Below are 24,123 nucleotides of genomic sequence, written 5' to 3' on the forward strand. Positions count from 1 at the left end.
TTCATGGCCACATGACAACGCCGCCTTCCGAGTCCCGCGTGTGCAGGGTCGAAAGGCGGCGTTCACACTGCGCGAATGCCTCGCGGCCCAGTGTCAGTCAATTACAGCGTCAGACAACAGCATCAGTGATCCGCACTGTCATGTCCTGGCGCTGCATTGGCTTGATCGCTTACTCGCCCAGGTAGGCGGACAGCATCCACACGGTCTTTTCCTGCTCGCGGATGTAGTCACCGACCAGTGAAGCGGTACCTTCATCGTCGGCGTCAGACGCGACGGACATGATCTCGCGCTGCAGTTCGATCAGGGACTTGTAACCGGTCAGCAGGCCCTTGACGCAAGCCGTGCCGTCGCTGACGTGGGTGTCTTCCTTGATGGTGGCGACGCGCGCGTAGTCACTGTAGGCGTGCAGCGGTTCGTGACCCAGGGTCAGGATACGCTCGGCGATCTCATCGACCTTGGTCAGCAAGTCGGTGTAGGTTTCCTCGAACTTCACGTGCAGCTCGAAGAACTGGTTGCCCTTCACGTTCCAGTGGTAACCACGGGCATTCATGTAGAAGGTCTGGTAGTTGGCCAGCAGGATGTTGAGGTGCTCGGCCAGCTGAGTGGCGCTGGCAGTGTGCAAACCGATGGCATTGGTATCGTTGGACATGAAGACTCTCCTGAAAAATGTGAAGTGAACGGCATTGTGGGGAAAGTGGAGATGCAGGTGGCGAGCCGTGCTGCCAGTATGCCACCAGTGTAGAGGCTGGGCGGGATGCAGGGTAACGAATTCACTGTATCGCCCTCATCGGCCACCCCTATCGTCGCCGGCGCACCACCCTCAAGCCGTAGATGAATGCTTGGAAAGAGATGTGGTGCGCGCACGTGGTTTTCAAGGTCGCACACTGATATTGCAGTCAATGTCGTCGACTCGGACATTCTGATATCGGCCACATACGCAAAGGCCCCGCACGGGGCGGGGCCTTTGCGACAGCCATGTCATCAGCTGTCATCACCTCTGCAACGCTCAGGCGTCAGTTGCGCGCCATGTGCAGGAAGTGCATGTGCTTCTCGTACTGGTCCAGCACGTCGCCGATCACCTGCTCCTTGGTGTAACCCATGACGTCATAGGTCTGGCCACCTTCACGCAGGAAGACCTCGGCGCGGTAATGGCGTTCCACGTCGCTGGTGCCCTTGCGCCTGACGTTGCGCAGCGCGAAGGCCGGTGCTGCATATTCGCGCACCCGCACACCGTAGACGAAGTCGACTTCCTCGCCGTGGCTGACCTGCAGATAGCTGCGGTCATCCTCGTCATTGACGCGAGTATCCAGGCCCTGGGCCTCGAATTCCTTCGCGACATCCGCCAGTGCCGGCGTGACGGTGTTGATCAGGTACTGCTCGACGTTCTTCTGGCGCGGCGTCTCGACCAGGGTCTGGACGCGCTTCTGCCAGCTGCGTGCGCCACCGGCGGTGTGGCCCGGCGTGTTGCTCAGGTGCTGCATGGAGCGTTGCTTGACGCCCTCGAGACGCAGTGCCTTGAGCAGGCCGTAGCAGACGAACATCAGAATGATCGCGAACGGCAGGGCAGAGGCCAGCGAGGCGGTCTGCAGAGCACCCAGGCCACCCGCCATCAGCAGCGCTACGGCGACAAAACCTTCGGAGAAGGCCCAGAAGACACGCTGCCAGACCGGAGATTCGTCACCTTCCTTGGAGGTCAGCATGTCGATGACCAGCGAGCCGGAATCCGAGGAGGTGACGAAGAAGGTCACGACCAGCAGAGTGGCCAGCATGGAGGTGATGCTACCGAACGGGAACAGCTCCAGGAACTTGAACAGTGCCACGGACGCGTCGGCGGAGACCGCTTCTGCCAGGTTGCCCGCAGTATCGGTCAGCAGCATGTGCAGGGCGCTGTCGCCGAAGAAGGTCAGCCACAGGAAGGTGAAGCCCATCGGCACGAACAGCACGCCGTAGACGAATTCACGGATGGTGCGGCCACGCGAGACACGCGCGATGAACATGCCCACGAACGGGGACCACGCTATCCACCAGCCCCAGTAGAACAGAGTCCAGCCACCCAGCCACTTGGACGGGCCATCTTCCGGGATATAGGCGAACATGTTGAAGGTCTTGTCGACCACTTCGCTGAGATAGCCACCGATGTTCTGGATCAGCGTCTGCAGCAGGAAGATGGTCGGGCCCACGCACAGCACGAACAGCATCAGCGCCAGTGCCAGACCAAGGTTCAGCTCGGAGAGACGACGGATGCCGCCGTCCAGACCCATGACCACGGAAACGGTCGCCAGACAGGTGATGATGGCGATCAGGATGATCTGGGTGGTCAGGTCGTTGTCGATATCGAACAGGTAATGCAGACCGGAGCTGACCTGCAGCACGCCCAGACCCAGCGAGGTCGCGACCCCGAACATGGTGCCGAATACGGCGAAGATATCGACGGCATGGCCGATCGGGCCATGGATGCGCTTGCCGATCAGCGGATACAGCGCAGAGCTGATGCGCAGCGGCAGGTTGTGGCGGAAGCTGAAGTAGGCCAGCGCCAGCGCCACCACGGCATAGACGCCCCAGGCGTGGATGCCCCAGTGGAAGAAGGTGGTCTTCATGGCTTCACGCGCGGCCTCGACGGTGCCGGCATCGCCAACCGGAGGCGCAGTGAAGTGGAAGACAGGCTCGGCGACGCCGTAGAACATCAGGCCGATGCCCATGCCCGCGGAAAACAGCATCGCGAACCAGGAGCCGTAGCTGAAATCAGGCTCGGAATGGTCTGGCCCCAGCTTGATGTCGCCATAGCTCGAGAAGGCGAGACCCAGCGTGAAGATCACGAACACGCCCATGGCCAGCAGGTAGAACCAGCCGACGGTGTCGATGATCCAGGTCTGGACATGACCGAAGGCGGTCTGCGCGGTATCCGGCATGGCGACCGTAAAGATCACGAACGCCAGAATCACCACGGCGGAGCCGAAGAAGACTGGCGGATTGATCTTGGCGACCGTGGGCTGGTCGGCATTTTCTGACATAAATTTCTCTCCCTGATTGCCTATTCGTCGATAATGGTAACTTATTGAACCTGTAGCGTCGTGAGTTGTCCGCGCGATATCGTTTCCATATGTAACCAGTGTTGCGCGCGCTGACCGGCGGTTTGCGCGCCGAGCGAGCGGCCCTGACAGTGCTGGCGTTGCGTGATCATCGTGCGAAATGGCAATGGCGGTACGGTCTTGGCTTGCATTGTCGGGGGCTGGATACGGTAGGCGCTGGCATGGCTGGGCGCTAAGATGAGGCTTCCTGCATCCAGGGTATCCCGCTGTCTCGATACCATAATTATGCAGAAACCCTACAAGACTTATGTGTCAGTCTAGTGCCTCTGGTGTGTCTCATGGTGTGAAAATCGTGATGTCGCGCCGGCTCAAGTGGCTGACCGGAGACGTTCGCATGCTCCATCGACTTCCCGAATTTTCCGCACGGCCAAGCGTGGCTGACACGTCAGCGCGCTCGCGCCTGTCGCGCATGACACTGCTCGCAATCGGGCTGGTGCTGCTGAGCGGCTGCTCGGCCCTGTCCGGCAAGGACCCGCTGGCCGCGAATGACAGCGCTGGCCTGCCCGAAGCCTGCATCTTCCCGCGTGAGGGCGATGCCAATCAGTGGTTGCGTGCCGCGGCGCAGGTCGTCGAGGCCCGTGGCTACAAGATCCGCGAGAGCGAACAGGCGCTGGGCGTGGTGACGGGTGAGCGCAAGGTGGACCAGCCGGGGCTGGGCGCGATCGATGGGCCCTTCGGCTCGCGCATCGGCTTCTCGGTGGGCTATGGCGTCGCGGCGGGCAATGATTTCGGCGTGGGCGTCGGCAATGACACCTTCCGCGATGACCCGATCAGCTTCGAGCGCATCTCGCTGGTCGCGCCGGATGAGCGCGTGCGCGTGATCCGCGATGAGCAGGTCATCAATCAGGGCGGCTATGTCATCGATGCCCGTCCTCACAATGACAGCGACAGCTGCCGCCAGATCGAGCGTCAGCTGCAGGCCGCGCTGGCGGGTCGTGATCCACGGGAGGTTCGCTGATGAACATGCGCAAGGCATCTCCACGCTCGCTGTGGCAGCGTCTGGGGCTTGCGACGCTGCTCGCCGGCCTGCTGGTGTTGGGTGGCTGCATGAATCAGCCGACCCATGCGCCGGACTCGCGCACCGCGGTGATCGCCCCCAACAGCGGCACCCTGACCTCCCAGCAGGTCTTCGTCACCCTGCTGACGACGCTGGCGGAGCGTGGCTTCATCATCGAGCGGGCAGACCCTGACCTCGAGCGCCTCGATGCCAGCTATGCTGCCCGGCCGCCGCTGGCGCTCGAGGCCTGGGTGAGCGAGGTCAACGGCCAGATTCGTCTCAGCGTGAGCGGTGACAGCAATGGTGCCGATATCGCGCCGGGCCGCCTCGACAACCTGCTGGTGGAGGTCGCCGTGGCTCTGGATGCGCGCACCGTGCCGGTGATCGGCGCGCCGTGACCGCCCCGCGCATGCCAATCCCACGCATGGCAACCCCACGAGGCGGCCCTCGGCGTCGCCTCTCTGGCCTTGCCCACCACTTTGCAGGCGGGCAGTGCCGGAGCCCGGGCGAGCCCGCGCTCGCGCGGTGTGATGGCCCATGACGCTGAGTGCGCTGCGCCGTCGGCGTCTGGCTTGGCTGGCACTCTCGGCCAGTCTGCTGGCCGGGCTGATGGCCTTGTTTGCTCTCTGGCATTGGGAGCTGGCGCGTGGCGAGCGTGATGCTCGCCAGCACGCGGCGACTCGCCTGAATTTCTACGCCAGCACCCTGAATGCCGAGTTATCGCGCTTCCAGTGGCTGCCGGAATTGCTGGCGCGCCAGGCCCGTGTGCGTATCGCCCTTGGCGAGCAGGGCGTTCCGCCTGCGGCAACGCTGCCTATTATCCCCTCAAACGAACGCGACGCTGCCAGTGCTGCCGCTCCCCTCGGTTCGAGCAGTGATCTCAACCAGCATCTGCGGCGTGTCGCGCGTGCCTCCGGCGCGGCGGCCATCTTCCTGACCGACCGTGACGGCATGACCGTGGCCGCGAGCAACTTCGATGAGCCAGATAGCTTCGTCGGCTATCGCTACGACTACCGGCCCTACTTCATCGATGCCCTGGCGCGCGGGCGCGGTGAATTCTTCGCCGTCGGCAATACCACCGGGCGTCCCGGCTATTTTGTCTCGGCGCCGGTACTCGGGGCCGAGGGCGAGCCGCTGGGCGTCATGGTGGTCAAGGTCTCGCTGGAGGCGCTGGAGGATACCTGGCGCCAGGCGGGGGAGACGGTGCTGCTCGCCGATGTCAATCGCATCGTGCTGCTGGCCTCGCGGCGCAACTGGAAATATCGCGCGCTGGAGGCGATCGAGCCGCAGGCGCTGGACAGCATTCGGGCACAGCAGCAGTTTCGCGGGGCGCCGCTGACACCGCTGTCGCGGGAGCTGGAGGACGGCAGCCTGGTGCTGGGCGACAACCACGAACTGGCGGCGTCGGAGATCGCGCGGCTGCCGACGGCGGCGATGGGTCAGCGCTATCTGGATGAGTCGCTGGCCAGCGGGCCGCTGGGTTGGCAACTGCATTTTCTGATGCCGCTGCGGCCACTCTATATCCAGGCGCGCAATGTGGTGCTGGTCGGGCTCGCCGTGATCCTGGGGCTGGCGATGATGGCGCTGTGGATGCGCGAGCGACAGGCGCGCCTGGGGCTGATTCGGCGTGAAGCGGTGATGATGCGCGAGATCAACGAGCGCCTCGAGGAGCGGGTCGCCCAGCGCTCGCGCGAACTCGAGGCCACGCGTGATGAGCTGGTGCAGGCCGGCAAGCTGGCCGCGCTGGGCACCATGGCGGCCGGTATCGCTCATGAGCTCAATCAGCCGCTGGTCGGCATTCGCACCTACGCCGCCAGCGGCGGCAAGCTGCTGGCGCGGGGCATCGCCTCCGCCGCAACGCGCCCCGAGCTGACCGCGCGTGCCGCCGAATCCGCCGCCAGCAACTTCACGCGTATCAGTGAGCTGTCCGAGCGTCTGGCCGACATGATTCGCCAGCTGCGGGTCTTTGTGCGCCCGGCCAGTCAGCAGGCGCCCGTCGCCCTGGCGCTGGCGCCGCGTATCGACTTCGCGCTGGAGCTGCTCGCCGAGCGAGTCACCGCCCTTGACCTGACGGTGGAGCAGGACGCGCTGCCCCGGGACATCATCGTGATGGGCGAACAGGTGCGTCTCGAGCAGTTGCTGACCAACCTGATCCGCAATGCGCTCGATGCGCTGGAAGGGCAGCAGAAAGCACAGCAGGCCGATCAGCAGAGCGACGAGCGCACGGCCCCGCGACTGCGCCTCAGTTGGCAGGCCTGGCCGACAGTGGCCAGCCTCGAGGGGCAGCCTGGTGGATGTCTGCGCATCGAGGACAACGGCCCCGGCATCGACCCTGCGCTGCGTGCCACGCTGTTTGATCCTTTCACCACCACGCGTGAGGTCGGCGAAGGCATGGGGATGGGGCTGTTTCTGAGTTATGGCCTGGCGCGCGATCTGGGTGGCCAGCTGCGTCTGGCCGATGGCGCTTCAGTGTCTGAACCGGCTGAGGGCTCCTCGCTGGCTGAGGGCTCTGCGCTGGGCGGCGCCTGCTTCGAATTGTGGCTACGCACGCCGGCGTCGGAGGCAACGCATGCAGCCGACGGCACCGAACAACAAGGCAGCGGGCAGCAATCCGTGACATGACGGGGTATACGCACGAATGACAGGCTATACGCATGACAGCGATGGCTTCGAGGGCGCAGAGGAGTTTGCCGCCACGGGCCTGGACCCGGCAGAGCTGCGCCTGCAGCAGGACAGTGATCTGACCCGTGAGGCGCCGGTATGGCTGGTGGATGACGACCCGGCGGTGCGCGAATCCCTCGCCCAGTGGCTGGAGCTGGCCGAGATCCATCTGCGCTGTTTCTCGCGCGCCGAGGCGCTGCTGGAAGCCCTGGCCGCCGCCGAGCCGGTCAGCGTGGTGATCAGCGATATCCGCATGCCGGGCATGGATGGCCTGACGCTGTTGGCGCGGCTTGCGCTGCAGGCACCGGAGCTGCCGGTGCTGATGATGACCGGTCACGGCGATGTCGCCACGGCCGTTGCCGCGATGCAGGGCGGCGCGCGCGACTTCATCGAGAAGCCGTTTGACCCCGAAGCGCTGGAGCTCAAGCTGCGTCAGGCGCTGGCGGGGCGGCGCCTGAGTGATGAAAACCAACGCCTGCGCCGCCGCTTGAGCGTGCGCGGCCTCAGTGGTCTGCTGCGGGGCGAGAGCCGTCAGATTCGCCAGCTGCGTGAGCGACTGCTTGAATTGCGCGGGCACCCGGCGCGCGTCTGGATCAGCGGCGAGGCGGGCAGCGGGCGCAGCACTCTGGCGCTGGCACTGGCCGAGCATGCGCCGCCTGCCGAGGCGACGGCCTTATCTGCTGCCATGCCGACGGCGGCGACGGCCTTGCTGGCACGAGTGGAATGCGCGCCCCTGTCGCAAGCCAGGGCAGAGGGCGCGGAGGCTCTGGCGGGCGCGATCGAGGATGCGCTCGCGGCATGTCCTGCGGCCAATACCTTGCTGCTGCATGAGGTGGACCACCTGAGTGGCGCGCAATGGCAGTGGCTGGATGGCTGGATCGCCACGCGTGAGGACGGCGCCCGCCAGGCGCCACGGCTGGTGTGCAGCGCGCAGTGCAGCGTGGGCGACGTGATGGCAAGCGGGCCGCTGACGCGCACTCTGGGGCATGCACTGGCCGAGATCGAACTGACGACACCCGCCCTGCGCGAGCGGCGCGAGGACATCCCGTTGCTGATGGCGCATTTCAGCCGTCAGGCCGCCGAGGTGCATGAGGTGGAGGCGCAACCCTTCGCCAGCGGTGAGCTGGCCGCGTTGATGGCGGCGGACTGGCCGGGCAATCTGTGGCAGCTGCGTCAGGCCGCCAGTCGCCGCGTGGTGCTGGGGGAATCGCCCACGACGCGGCAGTCATCCTCACCGGGCAATGCCTCAGCGGAGCAGGACGCAGGCGAGGCCGGCAATGGGGCGAGCGACGAGGCGCTGGCGAGCAGCGAGGAGCATGGGCTGGCGGCACAGGTGGCGATGTTCGAGTCGACCTTGATTCGCGCCGCCTTGACCCGCGCACGCGGCAACATCGCTCAGGTGCTGGAGGAGCTGGCACTGCCGCGGCGTACGCTCAATCTCAAGATGCACAAATACGGGCTGCGCCGTGAAGACTTTCGTCATGGCCATGATGATTCGGCGAACTGACCGTCACCGCTGCCTGTCGAAGGTGTCCTCGGGCTGCGTCGGGATGTCGCCCGTTTTGTCATGAAGTAACATCCTGCCAATCCCTTCCTGTCGTCCCCGTGACGTTCTGCCGGAGTTTCCCGATGTCTGTTGCTGTTCATCGCCTGGTGGCGGCGCTGTCGTCCGCGCTGGCGCGTTTTCCATCTCGTCACAGCCTGCGTCCCGCGGTCTGGCTGACGCCGTTGCTGATGCTGGGCACCCTGGTGGCCAGTCAGCCCGCCGCCGCGCATCCGCACGGCTGGGTCGATCTGCGGGTGACGCTGCGCCTCGATGACCAGGGGCGGGCCGTCGCGATGCGCCAGTATTGGCTGCTCGACCCCTTCTACAGCCTGACGCTGCGTCAGGAGCTGGCCGCGCTCGAGGACGATACCAGCATGGAGCAGCGCCTCGATGTGCTGGGCAGCGAGATTCTGGCCAATCTGTCGCAGTTCGATTATTACACCCATGTCACGCTGGACGGCGAACCCGTGGCGCTTGGCAAGGCGACGCGCCAGACCACCTGGCTCAAGGGTGAGCGTGTCGCCTTCCAGATGGAGCTGCCGCTGGCCGAGCCGGTGGCGATGGCTGGCCACACCCTCAGTTATCGTATCTACGACCCCACCTATTACATCGAGATTCTGCATGACCCGGATGCCATCGCCGTGCAGCAAGGGCTGGTGGTGAGCGGGCTGGAAGGGCAGGACTCGGCGCTGAGCTGCACGCCGGGCATCACGCCGGCCGACCCGGACCCGTCCAAGGTCGCCGAGGCCTCGATGCTGGATATCAATGCCACCGCACCGATGGATCTCGGCCAGTACTTCGCCGAGGTCGGCAGTGTCAGCTGTGAGGTGGCTGATGAGCAGTGAGCCGAAGGACACCAGCGGGCTTGGCGATATCAAGAGCCTCAAGGGCATGCGCGATGGCCTGCTGAAACCGGCCTCGTCGCGGGGGCGGCGCCTGGCAGGCTGGCTGGCGGTCGGCTGCGGGCTGCTTGTGCTGGGCATGGCGCTCTGGCCAAGCCTGGTGCAGGGCTGGGGCGAGGCGCTGGGGTGGATCTTTGCCGAGCAATCGCGTTTCCAGCGCTCGCTGGGGCGCGCCATGAGTGAGCTTGCCGCGCATCCGGGCACGCCCTGGGCGCTGATCGGGCTGTCCTTCGCCTATGGCGTGCTGCATGCCGCGGGCCCTGGGCATGGCAAGGTCGTGATCAGTACGCTGCTGGTCAGTCAGCCCATCGTTCGACGCCGTGCGCTGTGGTTGTCGTTGCTGGCAGCCTTGCTGCAGGGCGTCAGTGCGCTGGTGCTGGTTGGCCTCGGGGCGGGGCTGCTCGACTGGGCGGGGCGTGATGTGCTCGGGCAGGTCGAGAAGGTCACCCTGCTCAGTCATCTCGGGGTGCTGGTGCTGGGGCTGTTGCTGCTGTGGCGCGCCGCTCGCACGCTATGGCGTGTTGTCAGGGCACAGCCTGTCTCAAGCGTGGGAGCGCCGCAGGCGCCAGCGATGCAGGGGCTGGCGTTCGAGCCGTCGCCTGGCCACGACCACTCACATTCTCACTCTCACGGCCACGCTCATTCACACGGACATGACTGCGGTTGCGGCCATGCGCATGGCGTGACGGCGGAGCAGGCCAGTGGCGACTGGCGCACCATGGGCATGGCGGTGCTGGCGATCGGCCTGCGGCCGTGTTCCGGCGCGATTCTGGTCTTGCTGGCCGCGCTGGCGTTGAACATGGTCGGCAGCGGGGTACTGGCGGTGCTGGCGATGTCATTGGGCACCGCGCTGACGGTGGGTAGCGTGGCGATGGCCACCTTGATCATGAAGGCCAGTGGACGCCTGGTGGCGGCCGGCTCGCGCCTGGGTGGGTCGCACCCGGGCAGCCGCGCGCGTCGTCAGTGGCCGTGGGCGGCGCTGGTCGGTCTGCTCGGCGGCATCATCATCACGGTCTTTGGCGCTTTGCTGGTCGCCAGCAGTCTCAAGGCGCTGGACTCTCCCACCGGTCGCGGTGCTTCGCCGTTTGATCGCTCGGCGCCGGGCACCTCCCTCCAGAGCCCTCTGGGTCCGAGGTCATCAGGGTAGAGCTCAGGCGAGGAGTGAGACCAGCGCCGCCAAGGCAGGCGTGCCGCTTACTAGCTGCTGCTTACTACCAGAAAGATACGACAACGGGGCCCATCGGGCCCCGTTGTCGTAGATGTGAGAGCGCAGATGACAGTGTCTGCGAGAGCGTAGATGTCAGTGTCAGTATCAGTGACAGCGCAGGTGACGCTGTCAGTAGGAATAGCTCGGCAGCTCGGCGATCTTCATGCGCAGGGTGTCGACCAGCACCGTTAGCGCTTCGCTGTCGTGGGGCTCGGCCGTGCCGACGCCCCACACCGGCCCCGGCCAGGCTTCATCATCGCTGCGGCGGGCGATCACGTGCATGTGCAGCTGCGGCACCATGTTGCCCAGTGCGCCGATATTGAGCTTCTCGCCGCCGCTTACCGTCATCAGCAACTCGCCCAGTTGCGTGGTTTCCTGCCACAGCTGCTGCTGGGCGCTGCTGTCCAGCTCGTAGATCTCGCGGATGGCATCGCGGCGCGGAATCAGTACCAGCCACGGATAGCGCGCATCGTTCATCAGACGCACGGTGCACAGCGGCAGGTCGGCCACGAAGTGAGTGTCGGCGTCCAGCTGCGGGTGAAGGCTGAAGGGGGTCATCGTCTCTCCTTGATCGGATGGAGCAGGGCGGGCGTGAGTCGAGGGCAAAGGGTAACCCGAATCGTGGCGGACTCCTTGGCGTGAACGCCCGCGAATGCCCTCAGTGTGACCAGATCGGCAGAATCCTGCCACTTTGCGGATTGCCCGTGCGCGCTGTGAGGGCTGCGCAATGCCCCCATCGCCAAATATCGCGCCGCGCGGACAGTTGCTAACCTTCTTCCTACGCTGATGCAGAGGCTCGCAACGAACGCCCCACGCAAAAGAGGGCTACCTTGCGCATTGTCGGTCGCGACATGGCCAGCACCGCCCAGGGCCAGAGCCTGCTCAGCCGCAATGTCCGTCTGCCTACCCACATTACAAGAATGCTCAACCTGCGCCCGGCAGGTTCGCCAAGGAGTCACTCCATGCAAAAGCGCCAGTTCCTCAAGGCCGGTCTCGGTCTCGCCATCGCAGCCTCTCTTGGTCTCAGTGCCGTGGCTCAGGCGGAAGGCAAGTACATCATGGGTACCGCCACCACCGGTGGCACCTTCTACCCGGTCGGCGTGGCACTCTCCACGCTGATCAAGGTCAAGCTCGAGCCGACCGCCGGCATCTCCGTGTCCGCGATCTCCTCTGCCGGTTCCGGCGAGAACCTCAAGCTGATGGAAGAGGACCAGGCCCAGTTCGGCATCATCCAGGGCCTCTACGGCGCCTGGGCATGGAATGGCACCCCGCCGGTCAACAAGGCGCACAAGAACCTGCGCAGCATCTCGATGCTATGGCAGAACGTCGAGCACTTCGTGGCCCGCAATGATGAGGTCAAGTCCGGCACCATCGAGGACATGACCAACTTCTACGGCAAGAGCTTCTCCATCGGCAAGAAGAACTCCGGTACCGAAGGCTCGGGTCGCTTCATCCTCGAGCAGCTGGGCATCGATGCCGACAAGATGGATCTGGCCTACATGGGCTATGGCCCGAGCGCCGACGCGATGCAGAACGGCAACATCGACGGCATGAACATTCCGGCCGGCGCACCGGCCTCCGCCGTGACCCGTGCCTACGCCAACCTGGGCGGCGAGATCACCACGCTGGACTTTACCGAAGAGCAGCTGGCCAAGGTCAACTCCCAGTTCGAACTGTGGACTCCGTATGAAATCGCCGCTGGCACCTACCCGGGCCAGGACGAGGCGATCAACACCATCGCCCAGCCGAACATCCTGGTGGTGCGTGATGATGTCTCCGAAGAAGACGTCTATCAGATCACCAAGACCATGTACGAGAACCTGCCGTTCCTGAACAACATCCACCCGGCCACCAAGGCCATGGCCATCGACAAGGCCATCGCGGGCCTGCCGCTGCCGCTGCACCCGGGTGCCGCACGTTACTTCAAGGAGCAGGGCATCGAGATTCCGGCGCGCCTGATCGCCGAGTGATCCACTCCTGATGTTCCCGCTGCCCTCATCGCTCGCCTCTGGCGGCGGTGAGGGCAGCGCAGTTTCCCAGACCAATAAACCACCGCCGGTCCGGCGCCATGACACTGCCCCGCGTGGGCAAGGTGAGGCGCAGGACCAGAGCAGTGCCCACGATTGATTGCTGTAGAAGCCCGTATTCTCCTCGCAAGCCCGGGCGCATGGTGACGCAAGTCGCCGCTGCGCCATCGCTGTCTGATCCCGTTTTGAGGCAACGCCATGCATGATTCCCGCTCGCCAGAGCCCTCTCGTCCCACTGATAGCGAAGCGCAGGAGCCGGATCTCTCCGGTGTGCGCGACGAATCCGCCGAAGCTGCGCCGTGGCGCATGGAGCTGCCCTGGCTGGGGCGTGCCGTCTTCGTGATCTCCATCGTCATCTGTCTGGCGCACCTGTACTTCAACACCGTCTCGACCCTGTCGGAGCTGTGGGTGAGCGCCTTGCACTACGGCCTGTTCGGTCTGCTGTGCGCGCTGACCATTCCGATGCTGACGCCGGCCAGTGATGGTGCCAAGCGCTGGGTGCTGGGCGTGGATGTCATGCTGGGGCTGGCGGCACTGGGTTGCGGCCTCTATCTGATCGGCTTCGAGGATGCGCTCTATGACCGCGGCGTGGTGTTCTCCACCGCGGACTGGGTGGTCTCCATCGTCGCGGTCGGTCTGATCCTCGAGTTCGCGCGTCGCACCACCGGCTGGTTCATCCCGGTGCTGTGTCTGATCGCGCTGACCTACGTGGCCTGGTGGGGCAAGTATGTCGGCGGCGTGTTCAACTTCCCGGGCCTGACCTGGGAGACGGTGCTGTTCAGAAGCTTCATCGGCGGCGAAGGGATGCTGGGCTCCATCGCGCGCATCTCCTGGTCCTACGTGTTCATGTTCATCCTGTTCGGGGCCTTTCTGGTCAAGTCCGGCGCGGGTGACTTCATCATCGATCTGGCGCGCTGCGCGGCAGGTCGCTTCAAGGGCGGGCCGGGCTTCGTGGCGGTGTTCGCCTCCGGCCTGATGGGCTCGGTGTCCGGTTCGAGTGTCGCCAACACCGTCTCCACCGGTGTGATCACGATTCCGCTGATGCGCCGTGCCGGCTTCCCGGCGCGCTTCGCGGCAGGGGTCGAGGCCGCCGCCTCGACCGGTGGCCAGCTGATGCCGCCGGTAATGGGCGCGGGCGCCTTCATCATGGCGTCCTATACCCAGGTGCCGTACCTGACCATCGTCGGCGTGGCCGCCTTGCCGGCGCTGCTCTACTTCCTGTCGGTGGCCATGTTCGTGCGCATCGAGGCCAAGCGCTCCGACGCCACGGCGCTGGATGACCCGCAGGGCCCGCGTCTCAAGGACGTGCTCAAGGATGGCTGGCACTATCTGGCACCGCTGTTCGTGCTGGTCGGCGCGCTGATCTACGGCTTCACGCCGACCTACGCCGCCGGCATCGCGATCCTGTCCGTCATCGCGGCCTCGTGGCTGTCGAAGAATCCGATGAAGCTCGGCGACATCATCGAGGCGATGCTGGCCGGGGTGCGCAACATGACCACCACGGCGATTCTGCTGATCACCGTCGGCCTGATCGTCAACGTCGTCTCCACCACCGGTATCGGCAACACCTTCTCGCTGATGATCACCGACTGGGCGGGTGGCAGCCTGCTGATCACCATCATCCTGATCGCACTGGCCTCGTTGATTCTGGGCATGGGCCTGCCGGTGACGGCGTCCTATATCGTGCTGGGCACGCTGTCCGCCCCGGCGCTCTACAACCTGATCGCCCATTCCCAGCTGGTGGATCTGCTGGCGGCGGGCAACCTGCCGGAGCAGGCCAAGGCCATCTTCATGCTGGCAGCACCGGACAAGCTGGACCTGCTGGGTGCGCCGATGAGCATGGACGCCGCCCGCGAACTGCTGGCGCTGGTGCCGGATACCTTCCAGAGCCAGCTGTATGAGCAGGCGCTGTCGCCGCACGTGCTGACCATGGCACTGGTGAGTGCGCACATGATCATCTTCTGGCTGTCCCAGGATTCCAACGTCACGCCGCCGGTCTGCCTGACCGCCTTCGCGGCAGCCGCGATCGCCCGCACACCGCCGATGAAGACCGGCCTGATGGCATGGAAGATCGCCAAGGGACTCTACATCGTGCCGCTGCTGTTCGCCTGGAGCCCGCTGATCTCCGGTGACATCGGCGAAATGCTGACGGTGTTCGTGTTCGCGCTGTTCGGGATCTACGCCATCGTCGCGGGCCTGGAAGGCTATCTGGAGCACGAGCTGCCCTGGTGGCTGCGTCTGGCGATGTTCCCGCTCGGTGCGCTGATGCTGTGGCCGCATGGTCAGCTGACCTACGACCTCGCAGGCCTGGTCATCTTCCTGGGCGTGCTGACCTACAGCGTGCGTCAGAGTGGCCGGCAGGAAGCGCTGGCGCACTGAGCCAGGCGTGTCGGATGAGCGCCAGACGCGTCAGTCGATGTGGCTGAAGCAGGCGTGACGCGACGCGATATGCTATGAACGATGCCCGGCATCACTTTCCCCCGCTCAGTCACGCGAGGGTGGTGTGTCGGGCATCGCGCGCTCTGGGGCCTGTCCGCCTCGGGCGTCTTCACTCAACGGGATGGCGGGACAAGGAATGTCGGCATGATGTCGGATGTTGCAGGGCTGACCAGCGGCCTTGATCTGATCAGCGTAGTGGCGCTGATCGCACTGGGTGGCGTGGCCGGTTTCATCAATGTGCTGTCGGCGGGTGGCTCGATGCTGACGCTGCCATTGCTGATGTTTCTCGGCCTGCCGCCTGCGCAGGCCAATGCCACCAACCGCGTGGCGATCGCGCTGCAGAGTGCGACCGCGACCAGCACCTTCCTCAAGGCGGGCGCTCACAACATGGGGGTGGCCTGGCGGCTGGCCGTACCCGCCGTGGCAGGCGCCATGCTGGGCGCCTGGCTGGCGACCCGCATCAGTGCCGAGGCCTTCGAGAGCGTCCTGATCGTGGTGATGGTGGTGTGCTCGATCATGATGCTGCTGCCGACGCCGCGCATCGACACCCGTGAACTGACGCCGGAGCGCATCACGCCCGTGGTGTTGCTGGCGATGTTCGGCATCGGCATTTATGGTGGCTTCATCCAGGTCGGTGTCGGCGTGCTGTTCATCGTGGTGCTCTACCGGCTGCTCAAGATCGACCTGACCCAGGTCAACGTCTTCAAGGTCTTCATCGTGTTGATGTATACCCTGCCGGCGCTGGCGGTGTTCGTGTTCGATGGTCAGGTGCGCTGGGCCTACGGTCTGGTGCTGGCGGTCGGCAACATGAGCGGTGCCTTCCTCGGCGCGCGGGTCAACATGAGTCCCGCGGGCGCGCGGTGGGTCAAGTGGCTGACGGTCGCGGTCATCTTCATCATCGTGCTCAAGCTGGCGCTGACCTGATGCTGGCCTGATGCTGAGCTGATGCTGACCTTATGTTAGACACGGAGTAAGCTCGCGGTAATCTGAGCGAAATGCCAGTCTGTCCTGTCGACACACCGGCACGCCGCTCACCCCCCTATTCATGATGGCGCCGAGCCCGGCTATGGCGTCTCTTCCTTCATCGTTCAGGAGTCTTTCCTCATGCAAGCCATGGTCATCGAGCAGTACGGCGGTCCCGAAGTGTTCGTCGAGCGCGAACTGGAGACCCCGACACCGGCGCGGGGGCAGGTGCGTATCAAGGTGACGGCTTCCAGCATCAACCCCATCGAGGCCAAGCTGCGCAGCGGGCTGGTCAAGTCGCACCCGGAATTCCCGGCCATTCTCAATGGCGATGTCTCCGGGGTGATCGATGCCGTCGGCGAAGGCGTATCGGACTTCTCCGTCGGGGATGAAGTGCTGGGTTGTGCCGGTGGCGTGAAGGGCTGGCAGGGTGCTCTGGCCGATTATATGATCGCCGACACCCGTGTGATCGTGAAGCGCCCGAGCCTGGCGGCGCTGACGCTGGAAGAGTGCGCGGCCTTGCCGCTGGTGTTCCTGACGGCCTGGACAGCGTTGGTCTCGCGCGGTCAGATCAAGGAAGGCGAGCACGTGCTGATCCACGCCGGCACCGGCGGCGTCGGCCATGTCGCGGTACAGATCGCCAAGTATCTCGGCGCGCATGTCACCACCACCGTGTCCAGCGAAGCCAAGGCGGACCTGGCACGCCAGCTGGGCGCCGACGAGATCATCAACTACCGCGAGGAAGCGGTCGCGGACTACGTGACGCGCCTGACCTCCGGGCGTGGCTTCGATCTGGTCTTCGACACCGTCGGTGGTGACAACCTGGATCGCTCCATCGAGGCCACCGCGACCTCCGGTCGTCTGTGCTCCATCAATACCCGCTCGACCCACGACCTGACCCAGCTGCACTCCAAGAACCTGTCGCTGCACGTCATCTTCCGCTCGGTACCGCTGCTGACCGGTATCGGCATGGACGACCAGCCGGAGCTGCTCAACGCCCTGAGCGAGATGCTGGAGGCCGGTGCGGTTCGTCCGCTGCTCGACGAGCACCAGTTCAGCTTCCGTGACGTCGCCAAGGCGCATGAGCTGCTGGAGTCCGGCGAGGCGCTGGGCAAGATTCTGCTGGTAAATCGTTGAGTATTGGCACCTTCGGTCAGTGAGGGTGTCTTACCTTCATTGGCCGTTGATCAGGAAGAGAAGTGATGAGAATGACGCGTTTGATGGTGGCTGCCCTGTTGGTGGCCAGTGTGAGTCTGGCCGGCTGCAATACCGTGGCCGGTTTCGGCAAGGACCTGGAGCATCTGGGCGGTTCGATCGACAACGCCGCCAGCTGATTGCCCGAAAGAGAGGAATGCCCATGCGACGATTCATGATGATGACTGGCACCGCGCTGCTGTTCGGCCTGCTGTTGGGTGGCTGCAATACCGTGGAAGGTTTCGGGGAAGATCTCGAACACCTTGGGGGTTCCATCGAGGAATCGGCCAGTTGATGGCACTGTCCATGACATGGGCGGCGAGTGAACAAAACATGAATCTCACCCCTTGAAAGCCCATGGGGCGGCCCAAGGTATGAGGGTAGAGGCGCAGGAGCTGGCGCCTTTACGAGATTTTTCGATATTCACTACCGCAAGGAGCATGACCATGTCCCGCACCATTGCACTCATCTTCGCCTCTTTCTTCACTCTGGCCGCGCTTTCCGGCTGCAACACCGTTGACGGTGCCGGCCAGGATGTCGAGCATGCCGGCGAAGCTGTCCAGGACGCCGCTCAATAAGCGACGCCCCGGATAGTGGTGATATCCAACGCCCGGCCATTGTGCCGGGCGTTTTCGTGTCTGGTCGCCGCTCAGGCTGACTGACGGGCCGCCTTGCGTCATCATAGCGCTGACGACATGCGCCCTCAGCGTACGTCACTCCCGCCACCGCGAGCCAAGGGCCCGACATGGATCATCGACAGTTGAGTTTTCTGGTCGCACTGGCCAGTGAGCGCCATTTCGGTCGCGCAGCGCGGGTCTGTCATGTAACCCAGCCGACGCTGTCGGCGCGCCTCAAGCAGCTCGAGGAGGAGCTGGGCACGGCGCTGATATTGCGCGGCCACCGCTTCGAGGGCTTCACGCCCGAAGGGGAGCGCGTGCTGACCCACGCACGGCGCATTCTCGCCGAGCTGGATGAGCTGAAGGGAGACCTGTCGCCGGACGCGGTGCTGACCGGCCGCCTGTCACTGGGCGTGGTGCCGTCGGCGCTGGCGGCGGTCGGTGAGTTTCTGCCGCGGCTGCGCGAGGCCTTTCCGCAGCTCTCGCTGCGCCTGCGTGAGCTGTCGACCTCATCGCTGGCCCAGGGACTCGAGGATGGCGAGCTGGATCTCGCAGTCGGCTACCCCGCGGCGCCCGCGATGAGCGGCTTTGCCTGTCGACCGCTCTATCCGGAGCATTCGGCCTTGATCGCCAGTCAGACGCATTTCCGCCTGCCCGACGCGCCGCAGTGGGAGTGCCTGCGTGACTATCCGCTGGTGTTGCTGACGCCGGAGATGCAGCAGCGGCGACGCCTCAATCAGCAGTTCGAGCTGCTGGGACTGCAGCCCTCGCCCTTGTTGGAGGCCAATTCGATTTCCGGCCTCGGCGTGATGCTGGAGGCTGGCCTGGGGGTCAGCGTGCTGGCGGAAAACCTGGCCGATTCGCGGCTTGGTGAAGGGCTGATCGCGCGTCGGCTGCCCGGTGAGGGCGAGACGGTCGGGTTGTTGTGGCGCAGTGGTCAGCAGCGTAGCCGACGGCTAAATGCCGTGCTGGAGCTGCTGCGTTCGCTGCCTCACTCGGCGGGTGTGGCCGATTGAGCGAGCCTGCAACGCAGAACACCCCGTCGAGACGGGGTGTTCAGGTAGCGAAAGCGGCGTTGGCTGCTATCAGCTCTTCTTGCTGGCTTCCAGCGCGGCACGGCGGGCGGCTTCACGCTGCTGCTGCTTGGCATCGCGCCGCGCCTGCATCTGGGCGACGGCATCCATGCCCAGGTGGGCTTCGCCACGTTCTCTGGCGAGGCGAATCTGGTTCTCGCGCTCGGCGAAGCGCGCCTTCTGGGCATCGCTCAGCTTGTCGTAGCAACGCGGGCAGCTGACGCCTTTCTGGTAGCGCTCGCTCTGCTTGTCTTCCTCGGTGATCGGCAGGCGGCAGGCATGGCACTGATCGTACTGGCCGGGGCGCAGCTGATGGTCGACGGTGACGCGCTCATCGAACACGAAGCACTCGCCCTGCCACAGCGTCTCTTCCTCGGGCACCTCTTCCAGATACTTCAGGATACCGCCCTTGAGGTGATAGACCTCATCGAAGCCCTGCTCCTTGAGATAGGCCGTGGACTTCTCGCAGCGGATGCCGCCGGTGCAGAACATCGCCACCTTGCGGTACTGTGCCGGGTCCAGCTCACGCGAGACGTAGTCCGGGAAATCACGGAAGGCAGTGGTGTTCGGGTTGACGGCACCGGCGAAGGTCCCCACTTCCACTTCATAGTCATTGCGCGTGTCGATCAGCAGCACCTCAGGATCGGAAATCAGCGCATTCCAGTCCTTCGGCTCCACATAGGTCCCGACGGTGTGACGTGGGTCGATGCCCTCGACGCCCATGGTGACGATCTCGCGCTTGAGCTTGACCTTGGCGCGCAGGAAGGGCGCCTGCTCGGCCAGTGACTGCTTGGTGTCGAGCTCGGCCAGGCGCGGGTCGCTGGTCAGCCAGGCGAGCAGCGCATCGATGCCCGCGCGTGAACCGGACACGGTGCCGTTGATGCCTTCGCGGGCCAGCAGCAGGGTGCCGCGGATGGCGTGCTCGTTCATCACCGCCAGCAGCGGGTCGCGTAGCGCCTCGAAGTCCTCGAGGGTGACGAACTTGTAAAGCGCGCAGACCACATGCTGCGGCGCCAGCGGGCTGGGGCGGCTGGAGGCAGACGTGCTGGTCAGCTGCGGGGCGCTGGCCTGATCAGACGCGGCGGTCAGGTCGGGAGTGTCGGTCATGCGAAGGTCCTCATGCGGGCCGGAACGTAAATCCGGAGCAGGATGATCGAGAGATGAGAGCGGCCGGCGGGCGGGTGATAGCGCGACAGCAGGAGCACCCTCAAGGGTCGGCGACGCATTTTACGCGACTCGCGCGCGAATTTCTCGCCCACTGCGATGGCCCGCATGCCTGTCACCGGCCGGACGCCATCTTCATTGGTGGTGTCTATCAATTGGCGGCTCGGCTCAATTGGTCGCCCTCACGGCATGACGGTAGGATATTCCCATATTGCGCAGAGGTCGGCTGAGGGTTGCGCGCGCCATTCTCGCCACGCATCTGCGCCACGGAGAGCCGTAATGAAAGATTCGCTCTATCAACAGGCGCCAGGCGCTGCAGGCTATGCGGATGCCCGCGAGGTGCCGCTGCGCGAGCTGGATGGCCCATCGGAGCTGCCGGTAAGTCTGGCGCTCAATGACACCGCGATGGGCACCTTGCTGGCCAGTCCAGAGGCCCTTGAGCCGCTGGCGCTGGGGCATGCCTTCACCGCGGGCTGGATCACGCGGCGTGACGAGGTCTCGGCGATCCATCTCTCGCGGCTCCGTCATGGGCTGGCGGTGCGTCTTGAGGTCAGTGACTCGCTGGCGCGCAAGGCCGAGCGTCATCAGCGGCGTGAGAGCAGTGTCTCGAGTTGCGGCGCCTGTGGCGTGCAGGACGAAGCGGAGCTGATGGCGGGACTCATGCGTCTGCCGCCACGGGCAGCGCTGGCACCCGACGCGCTGATGCGCGGGCTGGAACGCCTGGAGCGCGCCACGCGCCGCGGCATGCATCTGGCGCTGGGGTTGGACGCCGAAGGCGGTCTGATCTCGCAGGGCGCCGATATCGGTCGCCACAATGCGCTGGACCGCGTGATCGGCATGAGCCTCGACAGCGGTGTGTGGCCCGAGGCGTTGCTGGTGTCGAGCCGCTGCAGCCTGGAGCTGGTGCAGAAGACCATCCGTGCGCGCATTCCGACCCTGATCACCCTGGCGGTGCCCTCGCGACTCGCCGTCGAGACCGCCCGCGCCTGCGACCTCAATCTGATCTGTGCCCACCGCGGGCGTCGACTCGAATTGCTCAGCGGTCACGCTGATCGCCCCCGTTCATCCTAGCCAGTGGATCCTGACATGACCGACATTGCTGCCCCCGAGATCGAGACGCCTGCGTCTGCCAGCCTGCCCCGCGAGGATGCGCAACAGACGCGTCATCCGCGCATTGCCGCCTATTCCGGGCCGGCGGGTGGCTGGGGCGCACTCAAGAGCGTCGGTCAGCATGTCAGTCACTCCAGGGCGCCGTGGAAGAGCGTGCGCTCCCTGCTCAAGGCCAATCAGGACAAGGGCTTCGACTGCCCCGGCTGTGCCTGGGGAGACCCGGAACACGGCTCCTCCTTCGAATTCTGCGAGAACGGCGCCAAGGCGGTGGCCTGGGAAGTGACCGCCAAGCGTGTCACGCCGCGCTTCTTCGCGCAGCACACCGTCACGGAGCTGCTGGGTTGGGACGACTTCATGCTCGAGGATCAGGGGCGTCTGACCGAACCGATGCGCTACGACGCGGCCAGTGATCGCTATATGCCGATCAGCTGGGACGCGGCCTTCGAGCTTGTCGCCGAGCACCTCAGCGCGCTGACGTCGCCGGATGAGGCGCTGTTCTATACCTCGGGGCGTGCCAGCAACGAGGCGGCCTATCTCTACCAGTTGTTCGTGCGTCTGTTCGGCACCAACAATTTCCCCGACTGCTCCAACATGTGCCACGAGGCCAGCGGTGTCGGCATGAAGGCGAGTCTCGGCGTCGGCAAGGGCACGGTGCTGCTGGAGGACTTCGAGCACGCCGATGCCATCTTCGTGTTCGGTCAGAACCCCGGCACCAATCACCCGCGCATGCTGGGCGATCTGCGGCGTGCCTCACGGCGTGGCGCGCGCATCGTCAGCTTCAATCCGCTGCGTGAGAGGGGGCTGGAGCGCTTTGCCGACCCGCAGTCGCCGCTGGAGATGATGACCCTCTCCAGCCAGCCCATCAGCCATCGCTATTACCAGCCGCGCATGGGCGGCGACATGGCGGCGGTGCGCGGCATGGCCAAGGCGCTGTTCGCGATGGAGGCGCGGGGCGAATTCACGCGCGCCGCCAGCTTCATCGCGGCGCATACCCGCGGCGTCGAGGCCTGGCAGGCGCTGGTCGAGGCGACCGAGTGGGCAACCCTCGAGGACCAGTCCGGCCTGACGCGCGCTCAGCTCGAGGAGGCAGCAGCCATCTTCGCGGGCGCCGACAACGTCATCTGCACCTGGGCGATGGGCATCACCCAGCATCTGCATGCCGTCGAGAGTGTGCGCGAGATCGTCAATCTGCTGTTGCTCGGCGGGCATTTCGGCCGTCCCGGCGCCGGGGCCTGTCCGGTGCGTGGCCATTCCAACGTCCAGGGCGATCGCACCATGGGTATCGACGAGAAGGCGCCCGCCTGGCTGATCGATGCGCTGGAAGCGCGCTACGGCGTCAGCATGCCGCGTACGCCGGGCTACAACACCGTGGAGAGCCTAGCGGCGCTGGAGCAGGGCAAGGCGAAGACCTTCATCGCGCTGGGCGGCAACTTCACGCGCGCCACGCCGGACAGCGAGCGGACCGAGGCCGCGATGCGCAACCTCGAGCTCAACGTCCAGATCAGCACCAAGCTCAACCGCAGTCATCTGGTGATGGGCAAGCAGACCGATGCACTGATTCTGCCGTGTCTCGGTCGCAGCGAGATCGATCGCTCCTCACAGGTGGCTTCCCAGCACATCAGCGTCGAGGACTCGATGTCGATGGTGCACTCCAGCGCCGGCATCAAGGCACCGGCCAGCCCTGAATTGCGCTCCGAGCCCGGCATCATCGCGGCGATCGCGCGTGCCACCCTGGCGCGCGTGCTGCCGGCGCGAGGTATCAGTGATCCGGTCGATTGGCAGGCCCTGAGCGAGAACTATGATCTGATCCGTGACGAGATCGCGGTGGTCATTCCCGGCTTCGCGGACTTCAATTCACGGCTGGCACACAAGCGCGGCTTCCACCTCGCCAATCCGGTACGCGAGCTTGCCTTCCCGACCTCCAGCGGCCTGGCCGAGTTCTCGCACATGCCGCTGCCGGAGTCGGTGATGCATCAACAGCTGGCGCGGCGTGACGGCTGGCTGACGCTGCAGACCATGCGCAGTCACGATCAGTACAACACCACCGTCTACGGCTACAACGACCGCTATCGCGGCGTGTCGGGTCAGCGGCGGGTGATCTTCATCAATGGTGAAGACCTGGCGCGGCTGGGGCTGGCCGACGGTGATTGGGTCGACATGCTCGGCGAGCCGCGTCCGGACGGCAGCGAGCGACGTGCGCCACAGTTCCGTCTGGTCGAGTACGACATCCCGGCCGGTTGCATCGGGGCCTACTATCCGGAAACCAACGTGCTGGTCGCGTTGGAAAGCCACGGCGCTGATACCGGTACGCCATCCTCCAAGGCGGTGCCCGTGCGTCTGGAGCGCAGTTCACGCATCGCCTGACGGCGCGAGATGTCAGCAGCAGGGTGCATGCATCACCACACTGCCGTGCCGCGAGGAGACTCGTCGCGCGGCAGTCGTGTGTCTAGAATATTCCCGTGCGCCGAGCCAGCTACGCTCGGCACACGTCTTTTCCGTCCTCAGTGCTGCCCCAACCACCGTTCAAGAGAGTGATCCATGCAATATCTGCACACCATGCTGCGTATCCGTGATGTCGACGCTTCACTGCATTTCTTCCGTGACCTGCTCGGCATGGTCGAGATCTCGCGCAAGGATTCCGAGAAGGGCCGCTTCACGCTGATCTTCCTGGCAGCCCCGCAGGATGCCGAACGTGCCCGCGAGATGCAGGCGCCGATGCTGGAACTGACCCATAACTGGGACCCGGAAGAATACGAAGGTGGGCGCAACTTCGGCCATCTGGCCTATCGCGTCGAGGATATCTACGCCACCTGTCAGCATCTGATGGACAACGGCGTGACCATCAATCGCCCGCCGCGTGACGGCCACATGGCGTTCGTGAAGAGCCCGGATGGGATTTCGCTGGAGCTGCTGCAGGCCGGTGACGCCCTTGCGCCGCAGGAACCCTGGGCCTCCATGAGCAACACGGGCAGCTGGTAAGCAAGCAAGGTCGCATGTTGACGTGTGCGTAAACGTCGCATTCAGGCAACGCAATAGCCGAATTATGACTGGTGCATCGCCCAGCAGGGCTTATGATGTAATGAAGTTCATAAGCCCCGCAGCATGATGTGTGACATGTCGTGCTCGGCCTTTGT

At 64.9% G+C, this 24,123-nt stretch carries 21 protein-coding genes; 17 read left to right on the forward strand and 4 right to left on the reverse strand.

The genetic code is table 11. The features are described from left to right. Positions 1-169: 169 nt before the first annotated feature. Together CLAM6_RS01365 and CLAM6_RS01370 are read right to left on the reverse strand one after the other, a co-directional pair. Entirely contained in the window at positions 170-649 is a 480-nt protein-coding gene (locus CLAM6_RS01365; protein ID WP_043333228.1) for a Dps family protein, read from the reverse strand. A gap of 364 nt (positions 650-1,013) precedes the next feature. After that, positions 1,014-3,011, reverse strand: a complete 1,998-nt coding sequence (locus tag CLAM6_RS01370) for a BCCT family transporter (protein WP_043333226.1) — start codon at positions 3,009-3,011, stop codon at positions 1,014-1,016. 412 nt (positions 3,012-3,423) lie between these two features. Between CLAM6_RS01370 and CLAM6_RS01375 the strand changes: the two genes are divergently transcribed. From CLAM6_RS01375 to CLAM6_RS01400, 6 genes are all read left to right on the forward strand, one after another. Next, entirely contained in the window at positions 3,424-4,047 is a 624-nt protein-coding gene (locus CLAM6_RS01375) for a hypothetical protein (protein ID WP_043333224.1), read from the forward strand. Beyond that, a complete protein-coding gene (locus CLAM6_RS01380; protein WP_043333222.1) occupies positions 4,047-4,484 on the forward strand; it encodes a hypothetical protein in 438 nt (145 codons plus the stop codon). Before CLAM6_RS01375 ends, CLAM6_RS01380 begins: the two co-directional genes overlap by 1 nt. 139 nt (positions 4,485-4,623) lie before the next feature. Next, positions 4,624-6,708 (forward strand): sensor histidine kinase, encoded by a 2,085-nt coding sequence (locus CLAM6_RS01385; RefSeq protein ID WP_052384492.1) that lies wholly within the window; start codon positions 4,624-4,626, stop codon positions 6,706-6,708. 16 nt (positions 6,709-6,724) lie between these two features. Next, entirely contained in the window at positions 6,725-8,254 is a 1,530-nt protein-coding gene (locus tag CLAM6_RS01390) for a sigma-54-dependent transcriptional regulator (protein ID WP_084589351.1), read from the forward strand. Positions 8,255-8,376: 122 nt separating this feature from the next. Continuing rightward, positions 8,377-9,138 (forward strand): DUF1007 family protein, encoded by a 762-nt coding sequence (locus tag CLAM6_RS01395; RefSeq protein WP_084589350.1) that lies wholly within the window; start codon positions 8,377-8,379, stop codon positions 9,136-9,138. Continuing rightward, positions 9,128-10,342, forward strand: coding sequence for a nickel/cobalt transporter (locus CLAM6_RS01400; RefSeq protein WP_052384491.1), 1,215 nt, complete (start codon positions 9,128-9,130; stop codon positions 10,340-10,342). Before CLAM6_RS01395 ends, CLAM6_RS01400 begins: the two co-directional genes overlap by 11 nt. A 189-nt stretch (positions 10,343-10,531) precedes the next feature. Here CLAM6_RS01400 and CLAM6_RS01405 read toward each other — a convergent pair whose 3' ends face one another. Beyond that, entirely contained in the window at positions 10,532-10,960 is a 429-nt protein-coding gene (locus tag CLAM6_RS01405) for an HIT domain-containing protein (RefSeq protein WP_043333221.1), read from the reverse strand. Between the two features lie 404 nt (positions 10,961-11,364). Between CLAM6_RS01405 and CLAM6_RS01410 the strand changes: the two genes are divergently transcribed. From CLAM6_RS01410 to CLAM6_RS01445, 8 genes are all read left to right on the forward strand, one after another. Then, a complete protein-coding gene (locus CLAM6_RS01410) occupies positions 11,365-12,372 on the forward strand; it encodes a TAXI family TRAP transporter solute-binding subunit (RefSeq protein ID WP_043333219.1) in 1,008 nt (335 codons plus the stop codon). A gap of 363 nt (positions 12,373-12,735) precedes the next feature. Then, positions 12,736-14,808, forward strand: coding sequence for a TRAP transporter permease (locus CLAM6_RS01415; protein WP_152965327.1), 2,073 nt, complete (start codon positions 12,736-12,738; stop codon positions 14,806-14,808). Between the two features lie 204 nt (positions 14,809-15,012). Next, positions 15,013-15,792 (forward strand): sulfite exporter TauE/SafE family protein, encoded by a 780-nt coding sequence (locus CLAM6_RS01420; protein WP_225347489.1) that lies wholly within the window; start codon positions 15,013-15,015, stop codon positions 15,790-15,792. A 180-nt stretch (positions 15,793-15,972) separates the two neighbouring features. Continuing rightward, the gene (locus CLAM6_RS01425; protein ID WP_043333218.1) at positions 15,973-16,968 is read left to right on the forward strand and encodes a zinc-dependent alcohol dehydrogenase family protein; all 996 of its coding nucleotides are present in this window, start codon (positions 15,973-15,975) and stop codon (positions 16,966-16,968) included. A 65-nt stretch (positions 16,969-17,033) separates the two neighbouring features. After that, positions 17,034-17,165, forward strand: coding sequence for an entericidin A/B family lipoprotein (locus CLAM6_RS01430; protein ID WP_084589348.1), 132 nt, complete (start codon positions 17,034-17,036; stop codon positions 17,163-17,165). Between the two features lie 23 nt (positions 17,166-17,188). Continuing rightward, positions 17,189-17,320, forward strand: coding sequence for an entericidin A/B family lipoprotein (locus CLAM6_RS01435; protein ID WP_107335644.1), 132 nt, complete (start codon positions 17,189-17,191; stop codon positions 17,318-17,320). A gap of 151 nt (positions 17,321-17,471) precedes the next feature. Next, positions 17,472-17,603 carry an entericidin A/B family lipoprotein gene (locus CLAM6_RS01440; RefSeq protein WP_043333217.1) on the forward strand — a complete coding sequence of 44 codons (132 nt, stop codon included), beginning with the start codon at positions 17,472-17,474 and terminating at the stop codon, positions 17,601-17,603. 167 nt (positions 17,604-17,770) lie between these two features. Beyond that, a complete protein-coding gene (locus CLAM6_RS01445) occupies positions 17,771-18,658 on the forward strand; it encodes a LysR family transcriptional regulator (RefSeq protein WP_084589346.1) in 888 nt (295 codons plus the stop codon). A gap of 69 nt (positions 18,659-18,727) precedes the next feature. Here the strand turns inward: CLAM6_RS01445 and trhO are convergent, their stop codons facing one another. Continuing rightward, entirely contained in the window at positions 18,728-19,822 is a 1,095-nt protein-coding gene (trhO, locus tag CLAM6_RS01450; RefSeq protein ID WP_084589345.1) for an oxygen-dependent tRNA uridine(34) hydroxylase TrhO, read from the reverse strand. A gap of 336 nt (positions 19,823-20,158) precedes the next feature. On the opposite strand from trhO, the gene CLAM6_RS01455 reads away from it, so the two are divergent. The 3 genes from CLAM6_RS01455 (at position 20,159) to CLAM6_RS01465 (ending at position 23,968) form a co-directional block, all read left to right on the forward strand. Then, on the forward strand, positions 20,159-20,950 hold the full coding sequence (locus CLAM6_RS01455; protein WP_052384488.1) for a formate dehydrogenase accessory sulfurtransferase FdhD: 792 nt from the start codon (positions 20,159-20,161) through the stop codon (positions 20,948-20,950). A gap of 15 nt (positions 20,951-20,965) precedes the next feature. Further along, positions 20,966-23,353 carry an FdhF/YdeP family oxidoreductase gene (locus CLAM6_RS01460; protein ID WP_084589344.1) on the forward strand — a complete coding sequence of 796 codons (2,388 nt, stop codon included), beginning with the start codon at positions 20,966-20,968 and terminating at the stop codon, positions 23,351-23,353. Positions 23,354-23,527: 174 nt separating this feature from the next. Next, entirely contained in the window at positions 23,528-23,968 is a 441-nt protein-coding gene (locus CLAM6_RS01465; RefSeq protein ID WP_043333215.1) for a VOC family protein, read from the forward strand. Positions 23,969-24,123: the final 155 nt, after the last annotated feature.

This window comes from Cobetia sp. AM6, assembly GCF_009617955.1.
Taxonomy (GTDB): Bacteria; Pseudomonadota; Gammaproteobacteria; order Pseudomonadales; family Halomonadaceae; genus Cobetia; species Cobetia amphilecti.